Source organism: Novosphingobium sp., from assembly GCF_965228995.1.
Taxonomy (GTDB): domain Bacteria; phylum Pseudomonadota; class Alphaproteobacteria; order Sphingomonadales; family Sphingomonadaceae; genus Novosphingobium.
In genome coordinates this window covers 459,597-483,215 of sequence record NZ_OZ245852.1, presented here as the reverse complement: position 1 = coordinate 483,215, position 23,619 = coordinate 459,597, and the positions used below count along the sequence as shown (strand labels likewise).

General features: G+C 65.8%; 19 protein-coding genes. 7 read left to right on the top strand and 12 right to left on the bottom strand.

Going from position 1 to position 23,619, the window contains the following annotated elements; genetic code table 11:
* Positions 1-68 precede the first annotated feature (68 nt).
* From metK to prfA, 5 genes are all read right to left on the bottom strand, one after another.
* Positions 69-1,274, bottom strand: a complete 1,206-nt coding sequence (gene metK / locus ACO056_RS02130) for a methionine adenosyltransferase (protein WP_421851140.1) — start codon at positions 1,272-1,274, stop codon at positions 69-71.
* Between the two features lie 43 nt (positions 1,275-1,317).
* Complete coding sequence (lnt, locus tag ACO056_RS02125; RefSeq protein ID WP_421855252.1) at positions 1,318-2,862, bottom strand: apolipoprotein N-acyltransferase; 1,545 nt, start codon at positions 2,860-2,862, stop codon at positions 1,318-1,320.
* A 60-nt stretch (positions 2,863-2,922) separates the two neighbouring features.
* Positions 2,923-3,825 (bottom strand): DUF4167 domain-containing protein, encoded by a 903-nt coding sequence (locus ACO056_RS02120; RefSeq protein WP_421851137.1) that lies wholly within the window; start codon positions 3,823-3,825, stop codon positions 2,923-2,925.
* A 287-nt stretch (positions 3,826-4,112) separates the two neighbouring features.
* Complete coding sequence (gene prmC / locus ACO056_RS02115) at positions 4,113-4,943, bottom strand: peptide chain release factor N(5)-glutamine methyltransferase (protein ID WP_421851134.1); 831 nt, start codon at positions 4,941-4,943, stop codon at positions 4,113-4,115.
* Between the two features lie 5 nt (positions 4,944-4,948).
* Positions 4,949-6,019, bottom strand: a complete 1,071-nt coding sequence (prfA, locus tag ACO056_RS02110) for a peptide chain release factor 1 (RefSeq protein WP_421851131.1) — start codon at positions 6,017-6,019, stop codon at positions 4,949-4,951.
* A 68-nt stretch (positions 6,020-6,087) separates the two neighbouring features.
* On the opposite strand from prfA, the gene ACO056_RS02105 reads away from it, so the two are divergent.
* The gene (locus tag ACO056_RS02105; RefSeq protein WP_421851129.1) at positions 6,088-6,423 is read left to right on the top strand and encodes a GIY-YIG nuclease family protein; all 336 of its coding nucleotides are present in this window, start codon (positions 6,088-6,090) and stop codon (positions 6,421-6,423) included.
* Positions 6,424-6,464: 41 nt separating this feature from the next.
* On the opposite strand, the gene hisS is transcribed toward ACO056_RS02105, so the two are convergent.
* Positions 6,465-7,736 carry a histidine--tRNA ligase gene (hisS, locus tag ACO056_RS02100; protein ID WP_421851126.1) on the bottom strand — a complete coding sequence of 424 codons (1,272 nt, stop codon included), beginning with the start codon at positions 7,734-7,736 and terminating at the stop codon, positions 6,465-6,467.
* A 119-nt stretch (positions 7,737-7,855) separates the two neighbouring features.
* Here hisS and ACO056_RS02095 point away from each other — a divergent pair, with 119 nt between their 5' ends.
* The 3 genes from ACO056_RS02095 (at position 7,856) to ppa (ending at position 11,178) form a co-directional block, all read left to right on the top strand.
* Positions 7,856-9,853, top strand: a complete 1,998-nt coding sequence (locus ACO056_RS02095; protein WP_421851123.1) for a M61 family metallopeptidase — start codon at positions 7,856-7,858, stop codon at positions 9,851-9,853.
* A 2-nt stretch (positions 9,854-9,855) separates the two neighbouring features.
* Positions 9,856-10,539, top strand: coding sequence for a DUF1345 domain-containing protein (locus tag ACO056_RS02090; RefSeq protein WP_421851120.1), 684 nt, complete (start codon positions 9,856-9,858; stop codon positions 10,537-10,539).
* A gap of 105 nt (positions 10,540-10,644) precedes the next feature.
* Complete coding sequence (ppa, locus tag ACO056_RS02085; RefSeq protein WP_421836404.1) at positions 10,645-11,178, top strand: inorganic diphosphatase; 534 nt, start codon at positions 10,645-10,647, stop codon at positions 11,176-11,178.
* A 114-nt stretch (positions 11,179-11,292) separates the two neighbouring features.
* Here ppa and ACO056_RS02080 read toward each other — a convergent pair whose 3' ends face one another.
* Together ACO056_RS02080 and ACO056_RS02075 are read right to left on the bottom strand one after the other, a co-directional pair.
* Positions 11,293-12,639, bottom strand: coding sequence for a TldD/PmbA family protein (locus ACO056_RS02080; protein ID WP_421851117.1), 1,347 nt, complete (start codon positions 12,637-12,639; stop codon positions 11,293-11,295).
* A gap of 69 nt (positions 12,640-12,708) precedes the next feature.
* Positions 12,709-13,092, bottom strand: coding sequence for a hypothetical protein (locus ACO056_RS02075; RefSeq protein ID WP_421851114.1), 384 nt, complete (start codon positions 13,090-13,092; stop codon positions 12,709-12,711).
* A 185-nt stretch (positions 13,093-13,277) separates the two neighbouring features.
* Between ACO056_RS02075 and lptB the strand changes: the two genes are divergently transcribed.
* Both lptB and rpoN read left to right on the top strand, forming a co-directional pair.
* Positions 13,278-14,045: an LPS export ABC transporter ATP-binding protein gene (lptB, locus tag ACO056_RS02070; protein WP_421851112.1), complete on the top strand. Its 768-nt coding sequence runs from the start codon at positions 13,278-13,280 to the stop codon at positions 14,043-14,045.
* 50 nt (positions 14,046-14,095) lie between these two features.
* Positions 14,096-15,640, top strand: coding sequence for an RNA polymerase factor sigma-54 (rpoN, locus tag ACO056_RS02065; RefSeq protein WP_421851109.1), 1,545 nt, complete (start codon positions 14,096-14,098; stop codon positions 15,638-15,640).
* 137 nt (positions 15,641-15,777) lie between these two features.
* Here rpoN and ACO056_RS02060 read toward each other — a convergent pair whose 3' ends face one another.
* Genes ACO056_RS02060 through ACO056_RS02045 form a run of 4 tightly spaced genes read right to left on the bottom strand, consistent with a single transcriptional unit; the run spans position 15,778 to position 22,041 of the window.
* A complete protein-coding gene (locus ACO056_RS02060; RefSeq protein ID WP_421851107.1) occupies positions 15,778-16,626 on the bottom strand; it encodes a phosphodiesterase in 849 nt (282 codons plus the stop codon).
* A gap of 19 nt (positions 16,627-16,645) precedes the next feature.
* A complete protein-coding gene (locus tag ACO056_RS02055; RefSeq protein ID WP_421851104.1) occupies positions 16,646-18,541 on the bottom strand; it encodes a cytochrome c3 family protein in 1,896 nt (631 codons plus the stop codon).
* Positions 18,542-18,549: 8 nt separating this feature from the next.
* The gene (locus ACO056_RS02050; protein WP_421851101.1) at positions 18,550-19,461 is read right to left on the bottom strand and encodes a hypothetical protein; all 912 of its coding nucleotides are present in this window, start codon (positions 19,459-19,461) and stop codon (positions 18,550-18,552) included.
* Between the two features lie 3 nt (positions 19,462-19,464).
* Entirely contained in the window at positions 19,465-22,041 is a 2,577-nt protein-coding gene (locus ACO056_RS02045) for a cyclic nucleotide-binding domain-containing protein (RefSeq protein ID WP_421851098.1), read from the bottom strand.
* A 262-nt stretch (positions 22,042-22,303) separates the two neighbouring features.
* On the opposite strand from ACO056_RS02045, the gene ACO056_RS02040 reads away from it, so the two are divergent.
* Complete coding sequence (locus tag ACO056_RS02040) at positions 22,304-23,383, top strand: tetratricopeptide repeat protein (protein ID WP_421851095.1); 1,080 nt, start codon at positions 22,304-22,306, stop codon at positions 23,381-23,383.
* The last annotated feature ends 236 nt before the right edge of the window (positions 23,384-23,619 follow it).

Genomic DNA, 23,619 nt, shown 5'->3' with positions numbered 1-23,619 from the left:
CGAAAGCTCCTCGCGCCTTGCGCTTGTCGGGGGGCCGGGGGCAGCGCCTCCCGGACCCTATGTCCTGATCAGGCGAACGCAGCCTTGAGATCGTCGACGAGGTCGAGGCGTTCCCACGGGAAGAAATCGCCATCCGCCTTGCGGCCGAAGTGGCCATAGGCGGCGGTCGGCTGGTAGATCGGCTTGTTGAGGCCAAGGTGCGTGCGGATCGCGCGCGGGGTCAGGCCGCCGAGGCGGGTGATCGCAAGGATCGCCTGCTCGATCTTGTCATCGCCGACGGTGCCGGTGTCGTGCGTATCGACATAGAGCGAGAGCGGCTCAGAAACGCCGATGGCATAGGCGATCTGGATAGTGCAGCGCGTGGCGAGGCCCGAGGCAACCACGTTCTTGGCGAGGTAGCGGGTGATATAGGCGGCCGAGCGGTCGACCTTGGTCGGATCCTTGCCCGAGAACGCGCCGCCGCCGTGCGGGCTGGCGCCGCCGTAGGTGTCGACGATGATCTTGCGGCCGGTGAGGCCGGCATCGCCATCAGGGCCGCCGATCTCGAACGAGCCGGTCGGGTTGATGTAGTACTTGGTGTCGCGCAGCAGCACGGGCGGAATCACGTCGGCGATCACGCGCTTCACGTAGGCGTGGAGCTCGGCTTCCTTTTCGCCTTCGTCATAACCAGCTGCGTGCTGGGTCGAGACGACGACCGCGCTGGCGGCGACGGGCAGCGAGCCCTCGTAACGCAGCGTGACCTGGCTCTTGGCATCGGGCTCGAGGAAGGGAGCCGCGCCCGAATGGCGATCGGCGGCCATGCGCTCGAGGATCTTGTGGCTGTAGTAAAGCGTGGCGGGCATGAGATCGGGCGTCTCGTCGGTCGCGTAGCCAAACATGATGCCCTGGTCGCCGGCGCCTTCGTCCTTGTTGTCAGCCGCATCGACGCCCTGCGCGATGTGCGCGGACTGGCCGTGCAGACGGTTGATGAACTCGAACTTCTCCCAGTGGAAGCCGTCCTGCTCATAGCCGATCCGCTTCACCGTATCGCGCACGGTCTGCTCGATCTCTTCCTGCGCGCCGGGGGCCCATGCGCCGTCCTCGTAGACGCCCTTGCAGCGGATTTCGCCGGCCAGCACCACAAGCTGCGTGGTCGTCAGCGTCTCGCAAGCGATGCGTGCCTCGGGGTCCTTGGAAAGGAACAGGTCCACGATGCCATCGCTGATCTGGTCGGCAACCTTGTCCGGGTGGCCTTCGGAAACGCTTTCGGACGTGAACAGGTAGTCGGTGCGCATGGGGGCTTCCTATATGATATAAAGAATCCTTTATGTGGCCTCCCTAGCGTCCTCCGCGCCGCCTTGCAACCACGAGCGAAGCACTCAGCAGCAAGAGCGCCCAGGCAAGCGCAAGCCGATTGCCGAGCCGGGCGAACAACGTGGGCGAATGGGCCGGCGGCACGAGGCCATCGAGCCGGCCCGGGGTCAGTCGCGGCACGAACTGGCGGACCACGCCATCGGCGTCGATCACTGCGCTGATTCCAGTGGTCGTGGCGCGCAGGATGGGCAGGCCCTCCTCGATCGCGCGCATGCGGGCCTGTGCGAGGTGTTGCGGCGGGCCCCACGCGCCGAACCAGCCGTCGTTCGAAGGATTGAAGATATAGTCCGGCCGGTGCGCGCGCTCGGTCACCTCACCCGAAAACACAATCTCGTAGCAGATCTGGAAGCCGACGTTGCCATAGCTGCCCATATCGAGCGTGCGCGGACCCGGGCCGGGGAGGAAATCGAGACTGCCCGAAACCAGCCGCGAAAGGCCAAGCGGGGCGAGCCAGGCGCGCATCGGCAGGTATTCGCCGTAAGGCACCAGATGCGCCTTGGCGTAGCTGCCGCGGATGGCGCCGTCATCGCCCAATGCGGTGACCACGTTGCGCGCGGCGGCCACCTCGCCGCCTTGCACGACGAGATCGGTGGCCCCGGTGAGCAGCAGGCTGCCGCGGCCGATCAGCCGCCCGATGCGCTGCCGCGCCAGCGCGGGGTCCCCGGCGAAGGTCGTCGCATTGTAGAAAAACTGCGGATAGCCGGGCCGCAGATAGTCGGGCAGCCCACCTTCGGGCCAAAGCACCACGCGTGCAGAACCCGGGCTACGGGGCAGCGAGAGCCGGGCGATGCGCTGGAACTGGCTCTCATAGAGGCTGGGATCGTTGATGCTGTCCTGACCGATATCAGGCTGGACCAGCGTGTAGGCAAGGCGGCCTTCCCCGCCGCTTCCGTGCAAGGGGAGAATCATCAGCCCTGCCGGGAACGCGGCAATGACCGCTGCTGCGTAGAGCCGATAGGCCTTGGCCACGCGCCATGCAAAGAGCCACAAGCCTGCAAGCAGGACCACCAGCCCCGACAGGGCATACGTCCCCGTCCACGGGGCAATCGCGGCAAGGCCGGGGCGGTTGAAGCCGCCAAGCGCCACCATCGCGAGCGGATTCCACGCAAAGCCGGTAAACACGCTGGCCCGCAGGAGTTCCGCAATGATCCACGATCCTGCGAACGCAGGCAGCAGCGCCGCCCGCCAGCGCCGGGCCAGCCATACGCCGAGGAATGCGGCAATCGCGGGGAACACCGCGAGGTACACGGCCAGCAACACCACCGCGATCCACCCCAGCCAGGCCGGCATGGCGGCCTGGTAGGTGAAGGCTGTGGCGATCCAGTTGTTGCCGAGCGTGAAATAGCCGAGGCCGAACAGCCATCCGGCCAGCGCCGCCCGGCGGGCCGAACGGGCCTGCTCGAGCCGGTCAATCAGGAAGGCCAGCGCCGCTAGCGTGAACGGCCACAGCGCAAGCGGCTGGAAGCCGGTTGCTGCCAGCGCACCCGCACCGACCAGCGCGAGCGGCATCCAGCGCGGGGCAGGTTTGTGCAAGCGGCGGACCCGTTCAGACGTTGTGGCCGGCCGCGATCAGCCTTCCGCTGCTTCGGGCAGCGGGTTCTTGCGGGGACGACCGCGGCGCTTGGGCGCCGGGGCCTCAACCGCAGCCACGTCCGCAGCCACATCCGCCGCCGGGGCTTCATCGACCGGTTCCGGGGCAGCGCGGACGCCGATTGCCGGCGGCAGGCTCATCGGATCGAGCGCGGCAACCGGTGCTTCTTCAGCATCGCGCCGCGGACGGCGATCGGTGCGCGGGCGCAGGCCGCGTTGCGAGCGGCTTTCGCGGACGAACGGATTGTCGGCGGCGTCGCTGATCGGCTCGCCCTCGTCGGCATGGACCACGCTTTCGGCGGCCACAGCCGGTTCAAAGCGGGGACGCGGTGTCTCGCGTGGTTCGCGGTTTTCCCGATTTTCCCGGTTTTCTCTGGGCTCGCGCGGTTCACGATTCTCGCGCGGCTCGCGATTATCGCGTTGTTCGCGCGGTTCACGGAACTCGCGACCTTCGCGCTGATCGCGGCCTTCGCGCGGTTCGCGGTTCTCACGCGGTTCGCGGTTCTCGTCGCGCCGGCTCTGCGGGCGGTCGAACGCGGGGAAATCGTTGTCCATCGAGAAGTCGGTGCCGTCGTCTTCCGCTTCGCCCTCGTTCCAGCGTTCGCCTGCTGGGCGCTGGCGCTGGTCGTCGACGCGGGTGCGGCTATCAGCGATCACGCGGAAGTAGTGATCGGCAAACTGCAAGTAGTACTCGGCCTGGACGCGATCACCATTAAGGTGCGCGTCCTGCGCGAGCTTGCGATATTTTTCGAGCATCTGGGGGGCATTGCCCCGCGCGCGACTGTCGATCCGGTTGAGCTGCTGGCCGCTACCCTGCGGGCGGTTGTTGTTCCCGCGACCGCGCCGGCGGTTGTTACCACGATTGTTGTTCAAGTCAGGCACTTTCCTGTTTCGGTGCAACCTTGACCCAGGCAAGTTAAACCTTGTGTTCAACCTGGGTCCGACGTGGCGCAACTCGTGGGTCCTGTCGGGCAAGCCCCGCCGCCGCGCATATTGACCACGAGATGTACTATTCGTGGTTCCCAGCATTTGCGCGTTGCCAGCCTGCCCCGCCGGCGATCGATGCAAATGGTGGAATAAGCCGGGACGGGAAGCCTTCATCCGTCGCCCTGCCTGCAGCCCTGATTAGTGACGCGCCGCCGCCTTGCCAAGCGAAATGTTTGCAACAATCACGCCATCTCGACGCAGCGGGGCCGGCTGGCGAGGTCGTGATGGACCTTGGCGGTGAGCCCGGTGGCCTGTGCGAGCGCGGCGACGGCCTCGGACTGAGTGGCGCCGATCTCGACCAGGGCGGTGCCGCCGGGGGCCAAAAGCGCGGGCAGGGCGGGGATCAGCAGGCGATAATCATCAAGCCCCTCGGGCCCGGCAAACAGCGCTTCCGATGGCTCGTGCGCGCTGACGGACAAGTCCAGCGCAGCGCCTTCTTCGACATAGGGCGGATTGGCGAGAACCAGATCGAACTGGCCGAGCCCATCGGCCCACCCGCTCCGCGTCCAGTCCCCCGCGATGACCTGAGCGCGCGGGGCGAGGCCATTGCGTGCCGCGTTGCGGGCGGCAACCGCGCGTGCGGCGGCGGAGCGTTCGAGGCCGATCCCTTGCGCCTCGGGCCAGAGCGTCAGGGCTGCCAGCAGCAGCGCGCCTGAACCGGTGCCGAGATCAAGGATGCGCGCAGGTGGTCTCCCCTCGCGTGCCAAGCGGGCTGCATCGATCACGGTCTCGCTGTCACCGCGCGGAATGAGGACAGCGGGGCCAACCTCGAGATCGAGCCCGTAGAACGGTTGCGTTCCAAGGATATAGGCAATCGGCTCGTGGTTCAGACGGCGATCCAGAATGGACGTGAAGTTCGCTGGAGGTCCGGAATGGAGGTGCCGCAACAGCAATTCGGTGCGGGAAACGCCAAGCACGTGCGCCATCAGCAGTTCGGCATCGAGCCGCGCGGTATCGCTGGTTGCCGCGAGCCGCTCCGCCGCCTCGCGCAGTGCAGAGCGAACGTCAGGCATCCGCTTCAGGCATCCAGGGCAGCGAGGCGCTTGACCTGGTCCTCGGCGGCCAGCGCATCGATCAGTTCGCCAAGGCCGGGGCCTTCGAGGATCTCGGGCAGCCGGTGGAGCGTGAGGTTGATGCGGTGATCGGTCACGCGGCCTTGCGGGAAGTTGTAGGTGCGGATGCGCTCCGACCGGTCTCCGGAGCCGACCATGGCCTTGCGCGCCTCGGCCTCCGCGCCCTGCGCCTCGTCGCGCATCTTCTCGTAGAGCCGCGCGCGCAGGACTTGCATGGCCTTGGCCTTGTTCTTGTGCTGGCTGCGCTCGTCCTGGCAGGTCACGACGATGCCGGAGGGCAGGTGGGTGATGCGCACCGCCGAATCGGTGGTGTTCACATGCTGCCCGCCCGCGCCCGACGCGCGGTAGATATCGATCTTGAGGTCCTTGTCCTCGATCGCGACGTCAAGCTCGTCGGGCTCGGGCAGCACGGCGACGGTGGCGGCGCTGGTGTGGATGCGCCCGCCGCTTTCGGTCACGGGCACGCGCTGCACGCGGTGGACACCGCTTTCGTACTTGAGCCGCGCGAACACGCCCTGCCCGGCCACATTGGCGACGACTTCCTTGAAACCGCCGATCTCGTTGGCGTTGGCCGAAACCATCTCGACCCGCCAGCCCTGTTCGGCGGCAAAGCGCTCGTACATGCGGTAGAGGTCCGCGGCAAACAGCGCGGCTTCGTCGCCGCCAGTGCCGGCGCGGATTTCGAGCATGGCGGGGCGGCTGTCGGCCACGTCGCGCGGCAGCATGGCAATCGCCAGTGCGCGTTCGGCCTCGGGTAGCGCGGTGCGCAGATGCGCGATTTCCTCATCGGCGAGGGCGCGCATATCGGGATCGGGATCGGCGCTGGCGCTGAGCGCGGCCAGCTCCCCGCGCATCGTGCTGACATGCGCGGCGGCGCGAGCGACCGGCTCCAGTTCGGCGTAGTCGCGGCTCGCCGCAACGAACGCCGGACCTTCGAGCGTGCCTGAAGCGAGCCGCGCTTCAAGCTCGGCGAAGCGGGCCGCGATCTGGAAAAGGCGGGTGTCGCTTACCGACACGACCCACCCCCTCCAACTCCGTCATGCTGAACTTGTTTCAGCATCCATCGTGCAGCATGCTCTGCGGCATGCCGATTGAGCGCAACCCCAGCGTCTACATCCTCGCCAGCGGGCACTACGGCACGACCTATATCGGCGTGACGTCGAATCTCATGCAGCGGCTGGGGCAGCACCGGGAAAGTGTCACGCGAGGGTTCACTTCGCGCTATGCCGTTTACCGTCTGGTTCATTTCGAGATGTTTGGCGACATGGAGCGCGCCATTGCCCGCGAAAAGCAGCTGAAAAATTGGAAGCGACCGTGGAAGATCAATCTGATCAACGGCGTGAACCCGGAGTGGCGCGACCTTGCGGTGGGGCTGGGCTTCCCACCCCTCACTCCGCGCGTGCGGAAAGATGGACCCTGAAACAAGTTCAGGGTGACGGGGATTGGAGGGTAGCTTTTTGGTCACCGAGCAAGAGTGCCAATGATTTCTTGAACCTGCTTTTCTAGAACGTCGCCGTCTGCTGACCGAGTTCCAAGCACTGGCTCAGAGTCCTTCACCCAAGCGGTCACCATGACCCGAGCATTGACTTTGACAGCTTTGTCGAAGCGCTTCCGATGCGATCCCGTTGCGATCATTTCTGCTGCAATTCCGGCGCGTCGGAACTCCGCAAGTGCACGCTGTGCAAGGGCAAACGCTTCGTCTTGCTCGACAGCGATGATCACTCCCAACCTCGCCTCCTCTCGCTCCCCCACCAGCATCGCCAGCCGCTCGATCCCCGCTGCCCAGCCAACCGCCGGCGTATGCTGCCCGCCGAGTGCCTCGATCAGCCCATCGTAGCGCCCGCCGCCGAGCACGGTGCCCTGCGCACCCAGCCGGTCGGTCACAAATTCGAACGCGGTGTGGCGGTAGTAATCGAGGCCGCGCACCAGCGTAGGCGCGCGCGTCCACGCCACGCCTGCGGCATCCAGCCCCGCCGTTACCTTGCCAAAGAACTCCTGCGCTTCGTCCGAAAGGAAGGCGTCGATCATCGGCGCATCCGCGGTGAACACCTTGTCGCGCGGGTCCTTGCTGTCGAGGATGCGCAGCGGGTTCTTCTCGAGCCGCTCCTGCGAATCCTCGGAGAGTTCGCCCTTCACCGCGCGGAAATAGTCGATCAGCGCGGCGCGCCACGCCTCGCGGCTGGGGGCATCGCCCAGCGTGTTGAGCTGGAGCGTGACGCCGTCCGATATGCCCAGTTCGCGCAGCATCTGGTCCGCCATGACCAGCAGCTCGACGTCTGCCTGCGGTTCGGCGGCGCCGATGATCTCGGCGTCGATCTGGTGGAACTGGCGGTAGCGACCCTTCTGCGGGCGCTCGTAGCGGAACAGCGGCCCGTGCGTGGCGAGCTTCAGCGGCGCATGCTGCTGCCAGCCATTGGTGAGGTAGGCGCGCGCGATCCCGGCGGTGAATTCGGGGCGCAGGGTCAACGATTCGCCGCCGCGGTCGTCGAAGCTGTACATTTCCTTCGAAACGACATCGGTCGTCTCGCCCAGACTGCGGCTGAATACGGCGGTCTTCTCGAACACCGGCATTTCGGCGCGGCGGAAGCGATAGAGCCGGCGCACGCGCTCGAAGGTTTCGACCACGAAGGCAAAAGCCTCGGCGTCGGGGCCGAAGATGTCCTGCGTGCCGCGGATCGCCTGCGGCGTTGCGGTGGCCGGCTTCGGGGCGGATGTGTTCTTGTCGCTGCTCATATCAGTGCGCGCGATTAGCGGGAATGTCGGCGCGGGGGAAGGGGCGCGCCCTGCTTGCCCGCACTGCCCGATAGTCAGGCCCGGTTGCAGTCGGGCAAGCTTCGCGCCATGAAGCGGCGATGACCACGACATCGCCGCGCGCTTTGCGCTCCTCCGCCCTGCTGACATTCGCCGCAGTTCTGCTTTCCACCACCGGTCCGGTTCGCGCGCAGGTTCAGCCGCCGACGAATACCCGTCCGATGGCCGCGCCGATCACGCAGACGATCCCCGACCCCGAGGACAAGCCCTTTCCCGGCACGATTCAGCTGGCGATCGATGCCAGCGACACGACGACCGGCGCCTACCGCGTGACCGAGACGATCCCCGTGCCCGCCGGCCAGTCGAAGCTCACGCTGCTGTTTCCCCGGTGGCTCCCCGGCAACCATGGTCCCGAAGGCCCGATCGCCGAGCTCGTCGATGTGCGCTTCTTCGCCGGCGGCCAGCCGCTGAGCTGGACGCGCGATCCGGTCGACGTGAATGCTTTCCATGTCGATCTGCCCGCCGGCACGAGCGAACTGACCGCGAAGTTCATCCACACCTCGCCGCTCCGCGAAAGCGAGGGGCGGATCACCGTAACGCGCGAGATGCTCAACCTGCAGTGGGAGAAGATGAGCCTCTATCCCGCCGGGTACTATGTGCGGCAGATCAAGGTGCGGCCGACGGTGACGTTCCCGGCAGGCTGGCAGGTGTTTACCGCGCTTGATGGCAAGGCCGTCAATAGCGCAAACGTCGTCTCCTGGGCGGTGACGGATTACGAGACGCTGGTAGATTCGCCCATCTTTGCAGGTGTTTATGCCGACCGGCACGACCTTGGCCAAGGCGTGTTCCTCGATATCGTTGCCGACAAGCCCGAACAGCTCAAGATCGCGCCCGAGAACCTCGCCACTTATCGCAATCTGGTGGACGAGGCGCTGCTGACCTACGGCGCGAAGCACTTCGATCACTATGACCTGCTGCTCGCGCTGACCGACCGGATGGGCGGGATCGGTCTTGAGCACCACCGTTCGAGCGAGAACCAGTACGAGCCGCGCACGCTGGTCGATTGGACCGCGGGCGACTGGGATCGCAACGTCATCGCGCACGAATTCTCGCATTCGTGGGATGGCAAGTTCCGCCGCCCGGCCAAGCTCTGGACACCAGACTACCGCGTGCCGATGCAGGATAACCTGCTGTGGGTCTACGAAGGGCAGAACCAGTTCTGGGGCCTCGTGCTTGCCGCGCGTTCGGGGGTGCAGAGCAAGGACATGGTGCTCGGCCAGTTCGCCAACTACGCCGGTTTGTTCACGCAGTATCCGGGGCGCGAGTGGCGTTCGGTCGAGGATACCACGCATGATCCGATCATCGCCAACCGCAAGCCCAAGCCGTTCTCCTCGCTTTCGCGCAATGAGGAATATTACACCGAGGGCGCGCTGATCTGGCTCGAGGCCGAGGCGATCATTCGCGATGGCACCGGCGGCAAAAAGGGCATGGATGATTTCGCCAAGGCCTTCTTCGGCATGAAGGACGGCGATTGGGGCGTGCTCACTTACGACCTGCCCGACGTCGTGCAGACGCTCAACGCCGTCTATCCCTATGACTGGGCCAGCTTCATCAAGACGCGGATCCAGACGCCGGGCCAGCCCGCGCCGCTCGGCGGGATCGAGCGCGGCGGCTACAAACTGGCGTGGAAGGAAGAGCCCAACCCCTATGACAAGGCGCGGATGGCGGCAGCGAAGTATATCTCGCTCAACCACTCGATCGGTCTTGCCATCGAAAACGACGGCAAAGTGACAGGTAGCCGTTGGGATAGCCCGGGCTTCCGCGCCGGGATCGTCACGGGGATGCAGATCATCTCGGTCAACAGCAAGACTTACGATCAGGAGACGATCAAGGCCGCGATCACCGCCGCCAAGGGCACGAATGCGCCGATCGAGTTGATTGTGAAGCGCGATGACGTGGTCCGCACGGTCCAGGTGCAATATCACGATGGGCTGCGTTGGCCCTGGCTGGAGCGCGCCGCGCCGGGCACCGCGCCCACCGGGATTGACAAGCTGCTGGCGCCGCGCGCGCTTGCGGGCAAGAAGCCGGCCAAGAAATGAACATGGACGGCGGCGGCACCAGCGCCGATCGGGCCGTAAGGCGGTTCGGCCAGCGCTATGCCCCGCTGCGCTTCGTGCTGTTTCTGGTTCTGTTGATCGCGGGCGCCGCAGCGCGCGGCTGGATGACGGGCTTTGCCGATCTTGCTGACGTCCTCGTGGTGGGCTTCGATTTCGCTGCCGCCGGTTTCCTCCTCTCGCTGATCCCGCTGCTGCGCGAATGCGACATGGCGACGATGCGGCGGCACTCGGAAGAAAACGACGCCAACCGCACGATTGTGCTCGGCGTCAGCACGCTGATCACGCTGGTCGTCATGGCGGCGATTGCAGGCGAATTGCCCGCTGCCAAGCATGGCGAACCGGGCGCGCTGCTGCGGTTGATCGTGACACTGCTGCTGACCTGGCTCTTTGCCAACGTGGTCTATGCGCTGCACTATGCCCACGAGTACTACCGCGCCAGCGGGGTTCCCGGCGAGGATGCGGGCGGCCTCGAATTTCCCGGCAGCGGGCATCCCGATTATCTCGACTTCGCCTATTTCTCGCTCACCCTCGGCATGACCTTCCAGACGTCGGACGTCGAGATTTCCTCGCGGCCGATTCGCCGGATCGTGACGCTGCATTCCTTTGCTGCCTTCGTCTTCAACATCGGCGTGATCGCGTTCACCATCAACGGCATCGGCGGGATCTGAAGAGCGATATCGCAAGGGCCCTCACGTTCATGTTGCGGCGCACAACCGGCGGCGCTAGAGCGCCGTTACGTTTCTCACGCCACTCCGGCCCAGCGAAGGCATCCCATGCGCATCGACATGATCCCTACCGGCGAAAATCCGCCCGAAACGCTCAACGTGATCATTGAAGTGCCGGTGGGCGGCGAACCGGTGAAGTACGAGTTCGACAAGGCCTCGGGCGCGCTGTTCGTCGATCGTATCCTGCACACGCCGATGCGCTATCCCGCCAACTACGGCTTCGTTCCGCACACGCTTTCGCCCGATGGCGATCCGCTCGATGCGCTGGTGATCGCGCGCTCGCCGTTCGTGCCCGGTTCGGTCGTGCGCGTGCGGCCGATCGCGGTGCTCAACCTCGAGGACGAGCATGGCGGTGACGAGAAGCTCATCTGCGTGCCCGACGACAAGACCTTCCCCTACTACCGCGATGTCGCGGAGCAGAGCGATCTGCCCGAGATCGTGCTCCAGCAGATCGAGCACTTTTTCACCCACTACAAGGACCTGGAGAAGGAAAAGTGGGTCCGCGTCGGCAAGTGGGGCGGCGCCGAGGATGCCAAGCGCATCACGATCGAAGCGATCGAGCGCGCCAAGGCCGCGAAGTAAGTTCCTTCCCAATCCCGCTCACCCTGAGCTTGTCGAAGGGTGCTTGCGCAACCGTCGCGCCAGCATGCTTCGACAGGCTCAGCATGAGCGGAGGAAAGGGCCGTTTTCCGAACCTCAATCCCCCGCGACGCTGAGCCCGTCGATCCGCAGCGTCGGCACGTCGATGCCGCGCCATGTCTCGAGATCGTCCGCCGCGATGAGCCGGGCGAACATCTCGATCAGATTGCCCGCCACCGTGAACTCGGCAATCGGCCCGGCAATCTCACCCTTCACGATGCGGAAGCCTGAAGCGCCGCGGCTGTAGTCGCCGGTCACGCCATTTACGCCGTGGCCGATCAGCTCGGTCACGTAGATCCCGTCGGCGATATCGGCCATCAGTGCGGCGCGGCTCACCGATCCGGGCTGGAGCACGAGATTGCCTGCAGTAACATGCGGCGCGCCCGATCCCCCGCGCGAGGCATGGCCGGTCGGCACTCCGCCCAGCTGGCGGGCAGCGGCGGAGTCCATCAGCCAGCCGGTCAGGCGGCCTTGCTCGACGAGATTGCGCGGGGCCGTCGCCAGTCCTTCGCCATCGAACGGGCGCGAACGGGGGCCACGTGGGCGCAGCGGGTCCTCGCTGATGGTGATCCCCGAGTCGAAGATCTGCGCGCCATCCTTCTCGAGCAGGAAGCTCGCGCGGCGGGCGATGGCGGAGCCCGACATCGCGCCGAGCAAGTGGCCGATCAGCGAACTGCCGACGCGCGGATCGAACACGATTGGATAGGTGCCGCTCTTGACCCGGCCCGGATTGACGCGGGCCACCGTCCGCTCGCCCGCCTCGCGGCCGATCTCTGCCGGAGAGAGCAGATCGGCGGTGTGGCGTGCGCTGCGCCAGGAATAATCGCGCTGCATGCCGCTGTCCGTGCCCGCGAGCACGCTGGCCGAGCGGCCGTGGCTCGTCGCCGCATAGGCGCCGCCGAAGCCATGGCTGGTGGCAAGCGCAACGACCCCGCGCCCCGCGCTGGCGCTGCCGCCTTCGCTGTTGGTGACGCCCGGCACGGAGCGAGCCGCATCTTCGGCTTCTTCGGCCCAGCGGCGCAGGGTCTGCGGATCGGGTTCGTCTGCATCGACGAGATCGAGATCGGCCACGCCGGTGCGCAGCAGCAGTTCTTCGGGCGCGAGTCCCGCGAACTTGTCGGCCGGGGCGGCACGCGCCATGTCGACCGCGCGGCTGGCAAGCTCATCCAGAGCACCGTCACCCAGATCGGTCGAGCCAATCGAGGCCGAGGCGCCGCCCACGAACACGCGCAGACCGATGTGTTCGGATTCGGAGCGCTCGACATCCTCAAGCGCGCCAAGGCGGACCGAGACAGCCTCTGACGAATCGGCAATGTAGACGGCATCGCCGGCTTCGGCTCCGGCCTTCAGCGCGCGCTCGATCAGCGCGTGGCAGCGCTCCTGCGCCTCTTGGGGGGAAAGCATCGGGGAAACGGGCCTTTCAAGCGTACGGTCGTCTGGCCCTGCATATAGGTGCCGCTGCGCGGCGAGCAATCATAACAGCGTAACGAGCGCCCGGAATACGGCTGCGAGCAGAAACGGCAGGCCGATCGCGACGGCCCAGGTGGCGAGCTGATCGCGGCGGAAGCTGGCCTGCAATGCCGGATTGGCAGCTTCGGCATCACTCAGCGCTTCCCAGCGGCGCTCGAAATGTCGGAACATCGGAATGATCCCGGCCACCAGCACGACCAGTGCGATCATCGGCAGCATCGAACCGCCTTCGCCTTCCAGCGTGCGCAAGGTCACGAAGATCTGGAGGCTGGTGTAGACGAGCAGACTGTACGCGACGGTGTCGCTCATCCGCTTGCGCCAATCGAGTGCGTGGCCTTGCATGGCAGTGCCTTCGCTTCCCAGATCCGCAGCAATACCCTTGCGCATCGGTTGTGCCCCCGTTCTTGCCTCTCGGGTAAGGGTAGACCACGCATTTGGCCATGTTTCAAGCATTGCAATATTACTGAGCCCCAATCGCTGCGCATCATGCGGCAGGACATGCATAAATCCTGCCAGATTCGCGCAGACGGGCTTTGCCCGCGCCGCGGACCGGGCTATGGACCAACTCGATTATGGACGAAACGCCCGCCACTGCGACCAATCATGCCGCGCTCGAGCAGGGCGGGCTGGAAGTGGTCTCGATCGCCAAGAGCTACGACAAGCGCGCCGTGCTCACCGATATCTCGTTGTCGGTGGGCAAGGGCGAAGTGCTCGGGCTGCTCGGCCCCAATGGCGCCGGCAAGACGACCTGCTTCTATTCGATCATGGGGCTGGTGCGGCCGGATTCGGGCCGCATCCTGCTTGATGGCGTCGATATCACGCGCCTCCCCATGTATCGCCGCGCCATTCTCGGGCTTGGTTATCTTCCGCAGGAAACCTCGATCTTCCGGGGCATGACGGTCGAGCAGAACATCATGACCGTGCTCGAGCTGGTCGAGCCCGACAAGGCAACCCGCGCGGCGGAGCTTGACCGGCTGCTGGGTGAGTTCGGCCTCACCCGGCTGCGCACCTCGCCTGCCATGGCGCTTTCGGGCGGTGAGCGGCGGCGCTGCGAGATTGCCCGTGCGCTGGCGGCCAATCCCTCGATCATCCTGCTCGATGAACCGTTCGCGGGCATCGATCCGCTTTCGATCAGCGATATCCGCCACCTCGTGATCGATCTCAAGAATCGCGGCATCGGTGTGCTGATCACCGATCACAACGTGCGCGAGACGCTCGATATCGTCGACCGCGCCTGCATCATCTATGGCGGGCAAGTGCTGTTCGCCGGTAGCCCCGAAGCGCTGGTCGCCGATCCCAACGTGCGCCGGCTCTATCTGGGTGAGGGCTTCACGCTGTGAGATCGCCCGCCGGCATGATCGCAGCGCCCGGGCCGGGAGGCTAGAGCAGGATGGCGCTGGGTCCGCGGCTCGACCTCCGCCAGAGCCAGTCACTGGTCATGACCCCGCAGCTCCAGCAAGCGATCAAGCTGCTGGCGCTGTCGAACCTCGAGATCGAGGCTTTCATCGGTGAGGCGCTCGATGCCAATCCGCTGCTCGAACTGGGCGAAGCCCCATCCGAAAGCGGCGGCGATCCCGCGTTTGAAGGTGAGCCGGAGGCGCTGCGGCGTACGACGCTTGAATCCTCCCCGGTGGACCAACTGGTCAGCGAAGGGCGCGCGGCCGATGATCGCCCGCTCGATATCGACGCCAGCACGATCGACCGCGACCGCGATACCGGCGATGGTGATCAGGGTGGGGCTGCGAAAACCGACTTCACCGATTCCCTCGGCGATTTCGGCGCCAGCGGCAGCGGCGGCGAAGGGCCCGATATCAACGAGCGAGGCAGCGGCGGAGAAACGCTGGCCCAGCATCTCCACGCGCAGATCGGCGCGGTAACGTCGGATCCGGCGCTGCTGTTCGCCGCACGCTGGCTGATCGACCAGATCGACGAGGCGGGCTACCTCACCACCACCCTTGAAGATGCGCGCGAGGCGCTCGGCTTGCCGCAAGCGGCGATGCAGGCTGCGCTCGGCCTCGTCCATTCGCTCGATCCGACCGGGGTCGGTGCGCGCAATCTCGCCGAATGCATCGCGCTGCAGGCGCGCGAGGCGGACCGCTACGATCCTTGCATGGCGCGGCTGATCGACAATCTCGATCTCCTCGCGCGCGGCGAGATCGCGCGTCTCAAGCGGCTGTGCCAGGTCGATGACGAGGATTTCTCCGACATGCTGCGCGAACTGCGCAGCTATGATCCCAAGCCCGGTCTGCGCTTCGGCTCAGGCCCGGCCGAAGCGGTTGTGCCGGATATCCTCGTGCTGGCGGTGACAGGCGAGGACGGGGTTCCCGGATGGGATATTGCGCTCAATCCGGCGACTTTGCCGCGATTGGTGGTCAACCGGCGCTACTATGTCGAGATGCGCCATGCCTGCGTGGCCAAGGACGCGAAGGCGTGGCTGGGTGAGCGGCTCGCCGATGCCAACTGGCTGTTGAAGGCGCTCGACCAGCGGCAGAAGACGATACTCAAGGTCGCGGCGGAGATCGTGAAGCAGCAGGAAGGCTTCTTCCGCCTGGGCGTCGCGCACTTGAAACCGCTCACGCTGCGGACCGTGGCCGAGGCGATCTCGATGCACGAATCGACAGTCAGTCGCGTCACTTCGAACAAGTATCTTCACTGCGCGCGGGGCACCTTCGAGCTCAAATATTTCTTCACCTCGGGCGTCGCCTCGTCCGATGGAGAGAGCTCGGTCTCGGCCGAAGCGGTCAAGGCCGCGATCCGCCAGCTCATCGATGCCGAAGATCCCAAGGCGGTCCTCTCGGACGATGCGCTGGTCGATCTGCTCAAGGGACGCGGCTTCGATCTCGCGCGGCGGACTGTGGCGAAATACCGCGAGGCGATCGGCCTCGGCAGTTCGGTGCAGCGGCGACGCCAGAAGACGCTGGCGGGCGTGCGCTGACCTGATCAGGAGTGTGACCCTAAACCGCTCATGCTGAGCTTGTCGAAGCATCACACCCGGCCGCCGCGCCAGCACCCTTCGACAAGCTCAGGGTGAGCGGAGTTCGGGAGGGCAATGTCGGATATCGGCAACGTCGCTCAACCCGGCCGTTCGGCCAGCATGTTCTGGATCATGCCCTGCAAGTTGGCGTCATAACGGGCGAGCACCGTGTGGTCCTGAGCGGTCTGCCAATGCGTCACCAGCTCTCGCCCGTTCCACCAGTGCAGCGCATAGGCAGGAGGATCGGCCACGATCAGCGCGCGCTGGTCGGGCTTATCGGGGTCAATGGGCCGCAAATCGAGCGCGACTTGCGGCGCGGTGGAGGGGCAGGTGGCGACGACGAGGTCCTCCCAATGCGTCGTCACCGCGCGGTGGATATGGCCGCAGATGAGGCCGATCACGTTGCGGCGGCCGCGCAGGCAATCCGCCAGCCGCATGGTCCACGGCTCGGCGGGGTCGGTGTTCATCCACGCGATTCCAACCTCGATCGGCGGATGATGCTGGACGATCAGCGTCTTGCGGGTGGGTTCGGCATCAAGCTGCGCTGTCAGCCACGCGGCGCGCGCCTCGCAGAAGGCGCCGCCGTGGCGGCCTTCTTCCAGCGTGTCGAGCACGAGAATCCGCATCGCCTTCGTATCGATCACGTATTGCAGGAAGCCGCCATCGAAGCGCGCTTCGGGGAAGACATCCGCAAAGTTGGCGCGTTCGTCATGGTTGCCGAGCGCGTAGTAGACCGGAAATGGCAGCCCGGAGAGCGCCTCGCCCAGCCGTTCGTAGCTTGCGCGGTCGCCGCGGTCGATCAGATCGCCGGTCGCGAGCAGCATGTCGGGGCGAGGCACCATCGCGGCCAGTTCTGCCACCACCCGGTCGAGCCGCTGGCGATTGAATTCGCCGGGGCTCTCAGGCTCGAAGCCGAGGTGGATATCGGTGATCTGCGCGATAAGCATCCGGTGTTCCCAGGCGCTGCTAGCGCAAGGCCGGCGGGTGGCGAGGCCGAAAACGACCAGCGTCCCAAGCTGCCGTTAGCAGTGCGGGGCCCTTGCGCTTGTCGGCCGGTTTCCACGGTGCGCCACTGTCCATGTGATATTCGTGGCACATCGCGCAGCCCGATGCGACCGGTTCCTTCACATGCGCGCTGGCAAGCTTCGCCCCGCCTTCACCGACATGGCACGAGCGGCAGCCACCAGCGCCATCGATCCCGGGCACCAGCACGGCATCGGCATCGTTAGAAGTTGCGGCTTTCACGTGGCAGGTCACGCATTCGGACTTGCGGTGGTCCTTATGATCGAACCAGCCCTTGTTGTAATAGCGCCCGTTCTGAGCGACTTTCTGCACGGTGAAGCCCGCCGTCGCCGCGCTGCCGCCGCGCCCGATGGTATGACAATCGTAGCACATGCCGCCCTTGCTGAAGACTTGCGCCACGGCTTCGTCCGCCTGCATCGGATAGAAATGGACCGCGCGGGCATAGTCGGCGGCGGTGGATTGCTGCGCCGCTGCCCCGGGAATGCGCCGCGCCATGCCGGAAAGGCTGGCGGGACGCGGCGGCATGCCGCCCCGGAATGCAGCGCGCAGATCGGCAACGACCTGATCCGGCTGGCCGTGCCGCAATGTGCGGAAGGTGCCGCCGATCTCGTCGAAGGTCAGCGAGTGGCACGACTGGCAGGCCTTCTCCATCTCGACCGGCTTGAACCGCGCCCCGCCGCTGTCGGTCTGGTGGCAGTCCTTGCAGCTGAGCGCATCGCCGGCGGCAAACTCGCCCGGGCGGCGGCGCACCATTTGCGCGATGCCGTTGGTCCTGGAAAGGTGCTGGGCATGGGTGAACTTGAGCCCGGTGTTTTCCTTGATGCCGTCCTGCCATACGGCGCGCTGGAACAGCGGCTTACCGTCCCCGCCGATTCCTGCCACGAGCATGGGCCGGAACTGGGGATGGGCCGTCCCGAAATCGGCGGCATCGGCGATCTTCGTGTCGGGCAAGCGCGTTTTCAATCCATCGTGGCAGGTGGTGCAGAATTGCTGCTGCGTGGCAGGCATAGCACCCGCGCCCTCATGCTCGGTGTGACAATCGACACACCTGCCGGCCGGTTTGTTGAAGGCGCTGGCCACGGCGCGCTGGAATCCGGCGAACCCGGCGGGCTCCCCGCGCGCTTTCAGGAGGCGCGCGCCATCTGCGATATGCTGGTGCGCATCCTGTGTGTGGCAGGTCATGCAGGCATTGTCGCGCACCGCCACGAACGGCTTCACGTGGCAGGCCTGGCAATCGCCGCCGAGGTTCTTGTGCGCAAGGCTGAGAGTGCCCGAAGACCACGCCAGATCGCCGTGAATGCCCGCCGGCCGCCGCGCATCCTTGTGCAGCGCGAGCGGCTGGTACGTCGCCCACGACCAGATCGGCACCGCGAGGAACGCAAGCAGCATCAGCGCAGCAAAGCCCCATGCCGACAGGCGCTTGCCCGGCAGCAGCTTCTGCAAGGTATAGGCGCTGCCGATGTCGATGGCTTCTGCGCTTTCCGAAACGGCCTCGATCCGGCGCACGGTGAAGGCGGGCAGGCCGCTCTTGGCTTCCCGCGCAAGCGTGATGCGGTGGCCGCCGAAGCCGAGTTCGGCACCGATCGCCACCTCAAGTTCGCTTGAGGTGGTCGAACGCCCGTTGACGGTGAAGGGCTGTTCGCCGATCGATGCGATCAGCAGGGTATCGGCATCGACCACGCTGATCCGCGCGTGGCGGGGATCGACGGCAAGGTCGGGCAGGTGAATGCTCGAGGACCCGTCACGGCCGATGACAAGAACGGGCTCCTCGACCACCGCGCGGCGGACGATTTCCTCCCCGCTCGATTTGAGTGCTATCTGGCGGACGACAAAGCTCATGGGCGCGCTCACCAGTAGAAGAAGACGCTGACGATATGCGCGGAGAGCGCGGCGATCAGCGCGAAGGTCATGGGCACGTGGACATAGAGCCAGGCCTGCAGCCAGCCCTTGATCCTGAGATGACGCCGGAGCCGCGCCAGCATGGCTTCCTTGCGGGTGAGCAGCGCGTCCACCTTGTCAAGCGGATCATCGGCCAGGCGCGGCCGATGCGCGCGCAGCCGCCTGAGCTCGCCCGCCGCCTCGCGCGTCGCATCACCGGGATAGCGCCCGGTGAGGCGGTTGATGATCGAGCCGGTGAAAGGGTCCTGCTCGAGGCTGCTGCCCACCAGCATCGCGCATTCGGTATCGAGCGGCTGCGCGGCCTCGTGCAGCTGCCGGTCGAGCGAGCGCAGCGCTTCGACCATCTGCTTCTCCGTGATCGCGCCTTCCGCGTCATAGCGGTTGGCCGAAAGCGCCCGCGGCAGCGTGGCATAGGCTGTCACCCCGAAGATGCCCGAGATGATCACGATCATCATCAGTGCCCAGGCCAGCGTGTGCACGTTCCAGCCGAAGGCGAAGCCCGAATGGAGCGTGCCGATCACGATCAGCAGCACGCCGAGCCAGACATGCGCGGACGTCCACGCCTTCAGCGACCAGCGCCCCGGCGTGATTGCGCGCTTGCGCATACCGAGCGCCGTCAGCCACAGGATCAGCAGCGCGCCAATCGTGCCGAGCGTATAGCCCAGCCAGCTCGAGCCGAAGTGGTGCGGCGGCAGCGGCACGAAAATGTAGAGCAGGATCAGCGCAGCAGCGAGCGCGGCGGAAATCTTGATCCACTTGCCGTTCTTGTGGACCAGGAAGCCTTCATGCGTGCTCTGCCGCTCGCGCGTGGCGCCGGTGCGGCGGCGAAGAGCAGGGGCGGGAGCGGGTGTCGTCGCCATGGCTCAGGCCCCTTCGTTTTCGAGGCGGGCGACGGTCAGGAACTCATCGGGCGATACGCGGATCGCTGCCCCCGTCGGGCAGGCGCGCACGCAGCTCGGGCCGCCTTCGATCCCGGCGCACATGTCGCACTTGATCGCCTTCTTGCGGTCGAGTTTGTCGTCGAGGGCCGGATCGCCAGTGTATTTGGTGTGCTTCTTCGACCACTTATAGGGCGGCTCGCCCGGTCCTGGCCCGCTGCCGAACAGCAGCCATGAAAACAGCGAGGGCTTCTTCGGCGGCACCTTGTCCATGCGGATCACGCCGTAGGGGCAATTGCGCTGGCAATTGCCGCAGCCGATGCAGGTATCGTCGATGAACACCTCGCCGTCCGGTCCGCGGTGGATCGCGTTGGGCGGGCAATCGGCCATGCAGTGCGGATGCTCGCAGTGGCGGCATGAGGTCGGCACATGGAGGTGGGCGAAGCTCTTCCCCGCCTCGCGGTCGAGTCGGGAGAGTCCGTCATGGCTGTCGGCGCAGGCCTTCTCGCAGTTGTCGCAGCCCACGCAGAGCCGCTCGTCGATCAGCAGCACGTCGGTCGCCTCGCCCAGCCCTTGCGAAACAAGGAACTTGGCCTGCTCGGAATAGAGGTCGACGACGCCGGAAAAGCCGTCCTTCTTCGATTCGACGAAGGCATTGGTCGCGCGGCGCGTTTCCATGTCGGCCCGCGCCCGGGCGAGCAAGGCGGGCTTGGCCGCGAGCACGCGGGCAAATGCCTCGCCGTCGATCTTGATCACTTCGCTCTTGATTGCCGCGCGCACCGTCGCGGTGCGCTGGCCGCCATCGATCAGCGCCATTTCGCCAACATAGGAGCCGGCGGGGAGGTACGAGAGGAACACCGGCTTCCCGCCGACCACCTTCTCGACGATCATCGAGCCGACGCGAATGACGAAAATGTCCGTGTCGTCCGCGCCTTCGGTAATGATCGCCTCGCCTGCGCGCACGGGCTGGATCCTGGCGGTTTCGACCACTTCACGCACGTCTTCGCTCGTGAGGCCGGAGCCGAACATCTGCAGCAATTGCCGCTCGGTCGAGATGCGCTCGATGGTCCGCCGCGCGCTCGGCACCTGGCTCTGCAGCTTGAGCGCGGCGTTGCGGCTGATCTCGACGCAGATGCAGTCGCTCGCCGCCACCACCGTCGCACCGCGCCGCCGCCCGGAAATGAGGCCGACCTCGCCGAAGATCGAACCCTTGGCGATGGGCACGACCTTGCTCGGGTCGTTGACGTCGATCCGCACATGCACCGATCCCTCGGCAATCGCGAAGAGCGAGGAGCCGGGATCGTTCTTCTCGAAGATCGTCGCGCCAGCCGGATAGAAGCGTGCATCGGAATCGAGCATGAACTCGCGCAGCTGCAGCGTGGTCATGCCGTTCAGGATGGCGATATTGGTCCGCAGCAACTCGAGCCAATCGGCCACGCTGCGCTTGCCGGGCAGGCCGGCGAACTTTGCCTCAAGCAGCGGCTCGTCCGCCGGTTTGAGATCGGTATTGCCGTTGATGAACTCGATGACGTCGTAGCCCTGGTTCATGCAGTGCTTGATCAGCGGATAACCCGCGAGCGCGCCGATCACGAAGATGCCGGGGGCGGTCGATTCGAACTGCGGCGAAAGCGTCGGGAAGGCGAGCCGGTCATTGCTTGCAAACTCGATGCCGCAGCCTTCCACAAAGCCGCGTGGCGGAGCCGAGCCAATGCGCGCGATGATGCGGTCGCAGCGGATGCGCTCCTCACCGTCGCGCGTATTGAGCGTGATCCAGCCCGGTTCGACCGCCTTGGTCTCGGTCTCGTAGCGGATCGTCAGCTTGCCCGCCGCGTCGTCGTCGACCAGCGCCTTGGCGTTCGGTTCCTTGGCGGTGGCGAAGCTCTCGCGCACGTTCGCCGATTTGGGCGAGCGGTTGAGCACCGTGACGACGTTGCCCTGCGCCGGGTCCTCTGCCAGCCCGCGGGCGTTCTCGATGCCCGCGTCGCCGGTGCCGACCACCACGATATGCTCGTCGAGCACCGCATAGGGATCATCGAGCTGGTAGGTCACGTGCGGCAGGTCACCGCCGGGGCAACGCATCAGGTTGGGATTGCCCTGGGTGCCGATGGCAAGCACGACGGTCTCCGCCATGACGACTTCGCCGTTCGTCAGCGTGATCGCGTAGGGCGGGGCATGGCGCTGCAGTTCGGTCGTGGTGGTCGAGCCATCGCGCGCGCGGGTCACGATCTTCTGGATCGAACCCTCGATCACGGGTCCGGTGCCGCGGATCGATTTGACCTCGGCGTTGTATTTCACATTGACGCCGAGTTCGTCGGTGCGGCGGTTCCAGCGCCCGAGGATATCCTCGCGCTTGCCCGCATCGAATTCCTGATCGGAGCGCAGGACAAGCTGCGACGGCGTTGCCATCACGTGCTTGCCCTTCTGGTACTTGTAGATCGTGTCGGAGAGGTGGTCAGTCTTTTCGAGCAGCACGTGCGGCAACCGCAATTGCGCCGCCCGGCTTGCCGCGCTCATCCCCGCCGGGCCGGAACCGATGATCGCAACCTTATACACTTCGCTCACCGGTGCAGGTCCCCCGCCATGCGTGCGCGGACCATTTTTGATTGGCCCTGCGCCTTGTTTCCCCGACTTGCGATCCCGTTTGCGCAGGACTTTAACTGATGCGCAGCGCTTTGCCAGCCGCAATTTGGCTGGTGGCCCGCCACGATCCGTACCGCTTTGGTGCGCCGGGCAAAGCTGCCACCACCGCTTGCATGGTGACGGGCGCAGAGGATATGCCGGTCAGGAGGGGCAGCGCCGATCAGGGCGCGCAAGGGAGCATGCGATGACCGAGGCCGAATCTACGCCGACCGCTGAACCTGCCCACTCAAACCCGCTTTCCGGCCCTGCTCCTGCTCAGGCTCCTGCTCAGGCTCCTGCTTCGGCCCCCGCTTCGGCCCCCACTTCGGGCCGTGGCGGCCGCCTTGCGCTCTTGCTGGCGGCGGTCGTCGCGCTCACCGCGGGCGGCGTTGCCGTCTGGCGCGGGCAGCGCGACGCCGAAATCATCGCGATGCCGCCGGCACCGACCGAGAGCCAGGCTCCTTCGGTCGACGATGTGATCACCCGGCTCGAGGCACGGCTCAAGGCCAAGCCCGACGATGCCGAAGGCTGGCGCATGCTCGGCTGGTCGTACTTCCAGACCCAGCGCTATGCCGAAGCGGCAACGGCGCTGAAGGAGGCGACCAAGCTCGATGCCACGCATGCCGAGACGTTTTCATTCCTCGGTGAATCGCTCGTTCTCGCCAGCAAGACGGAAGGGAAGATCCCGGCGGATGCGCAGGCCGCCTTCAAAAAGGCGCTCAAGCTCGATCCCAAGGATGCGCGCGCCCGCTATTTCCGCGCGGTGGCGATGGATCTGGCAGGGCAGCATCGCAAGGCACTCGATGCCTGGTTTGCGCTCCTCAAGGATACCCCCGCCGATGCGCCCTATGCCGAAGATATCCGCGGGGTGATCAAGAACGTCGGGGATCGCTACAAGATTCCCTACGAGGAACGCCTCGCTGCGGCGCAGTTCGCGGCACCGGCGGGCGGCATGGCGACCAACGGCCCGGCGGTCGCTTCCGGTGCGATCCCGGGGCCAAGTTCGGCCGAGATCAAGGCGGCGTCCGCGCTGCCCAAGGGCCAGCAGGAAGCGATGATCCGCGGGATGGTCGATGGGCTCGAAGCCAAGCTCGCGAAGAATCCGGGCAATGCCGATGGGTGGATCATGCTGATGCGCAGCCGCATGCAGCTGGGTGAGCCGGCCAAGGCGGCCAAGGCCCTCGAAGGCGGACTTGCCGCGTTCCGCAATGATCTCGGCGCTACCCGCAAGCTGCGTGAAGCAGCCACGGCCGTTGGCGTTCCGGGTGCGGCTGCCACCCGATAGGGCGCCACTTCTTTAAAAAGGTTTCTTCCGCGCCTGCGCGCCAGGGTGCGATCTTAAGCCTTGATACGTAAGTCTAACCATTGACGAACAAAGAAACTTTGCCAAACTGAAGGGGCCTGCCGGGCATCGCTCATGCGAGCGGAACCGGGTATCTCGCTCACGAAAAATTAACCTTTCATGTTCATTGGTCATATGGTTAATGACGGTGAAGGCCCTGCCAGTGGGGCTGCCGCCAT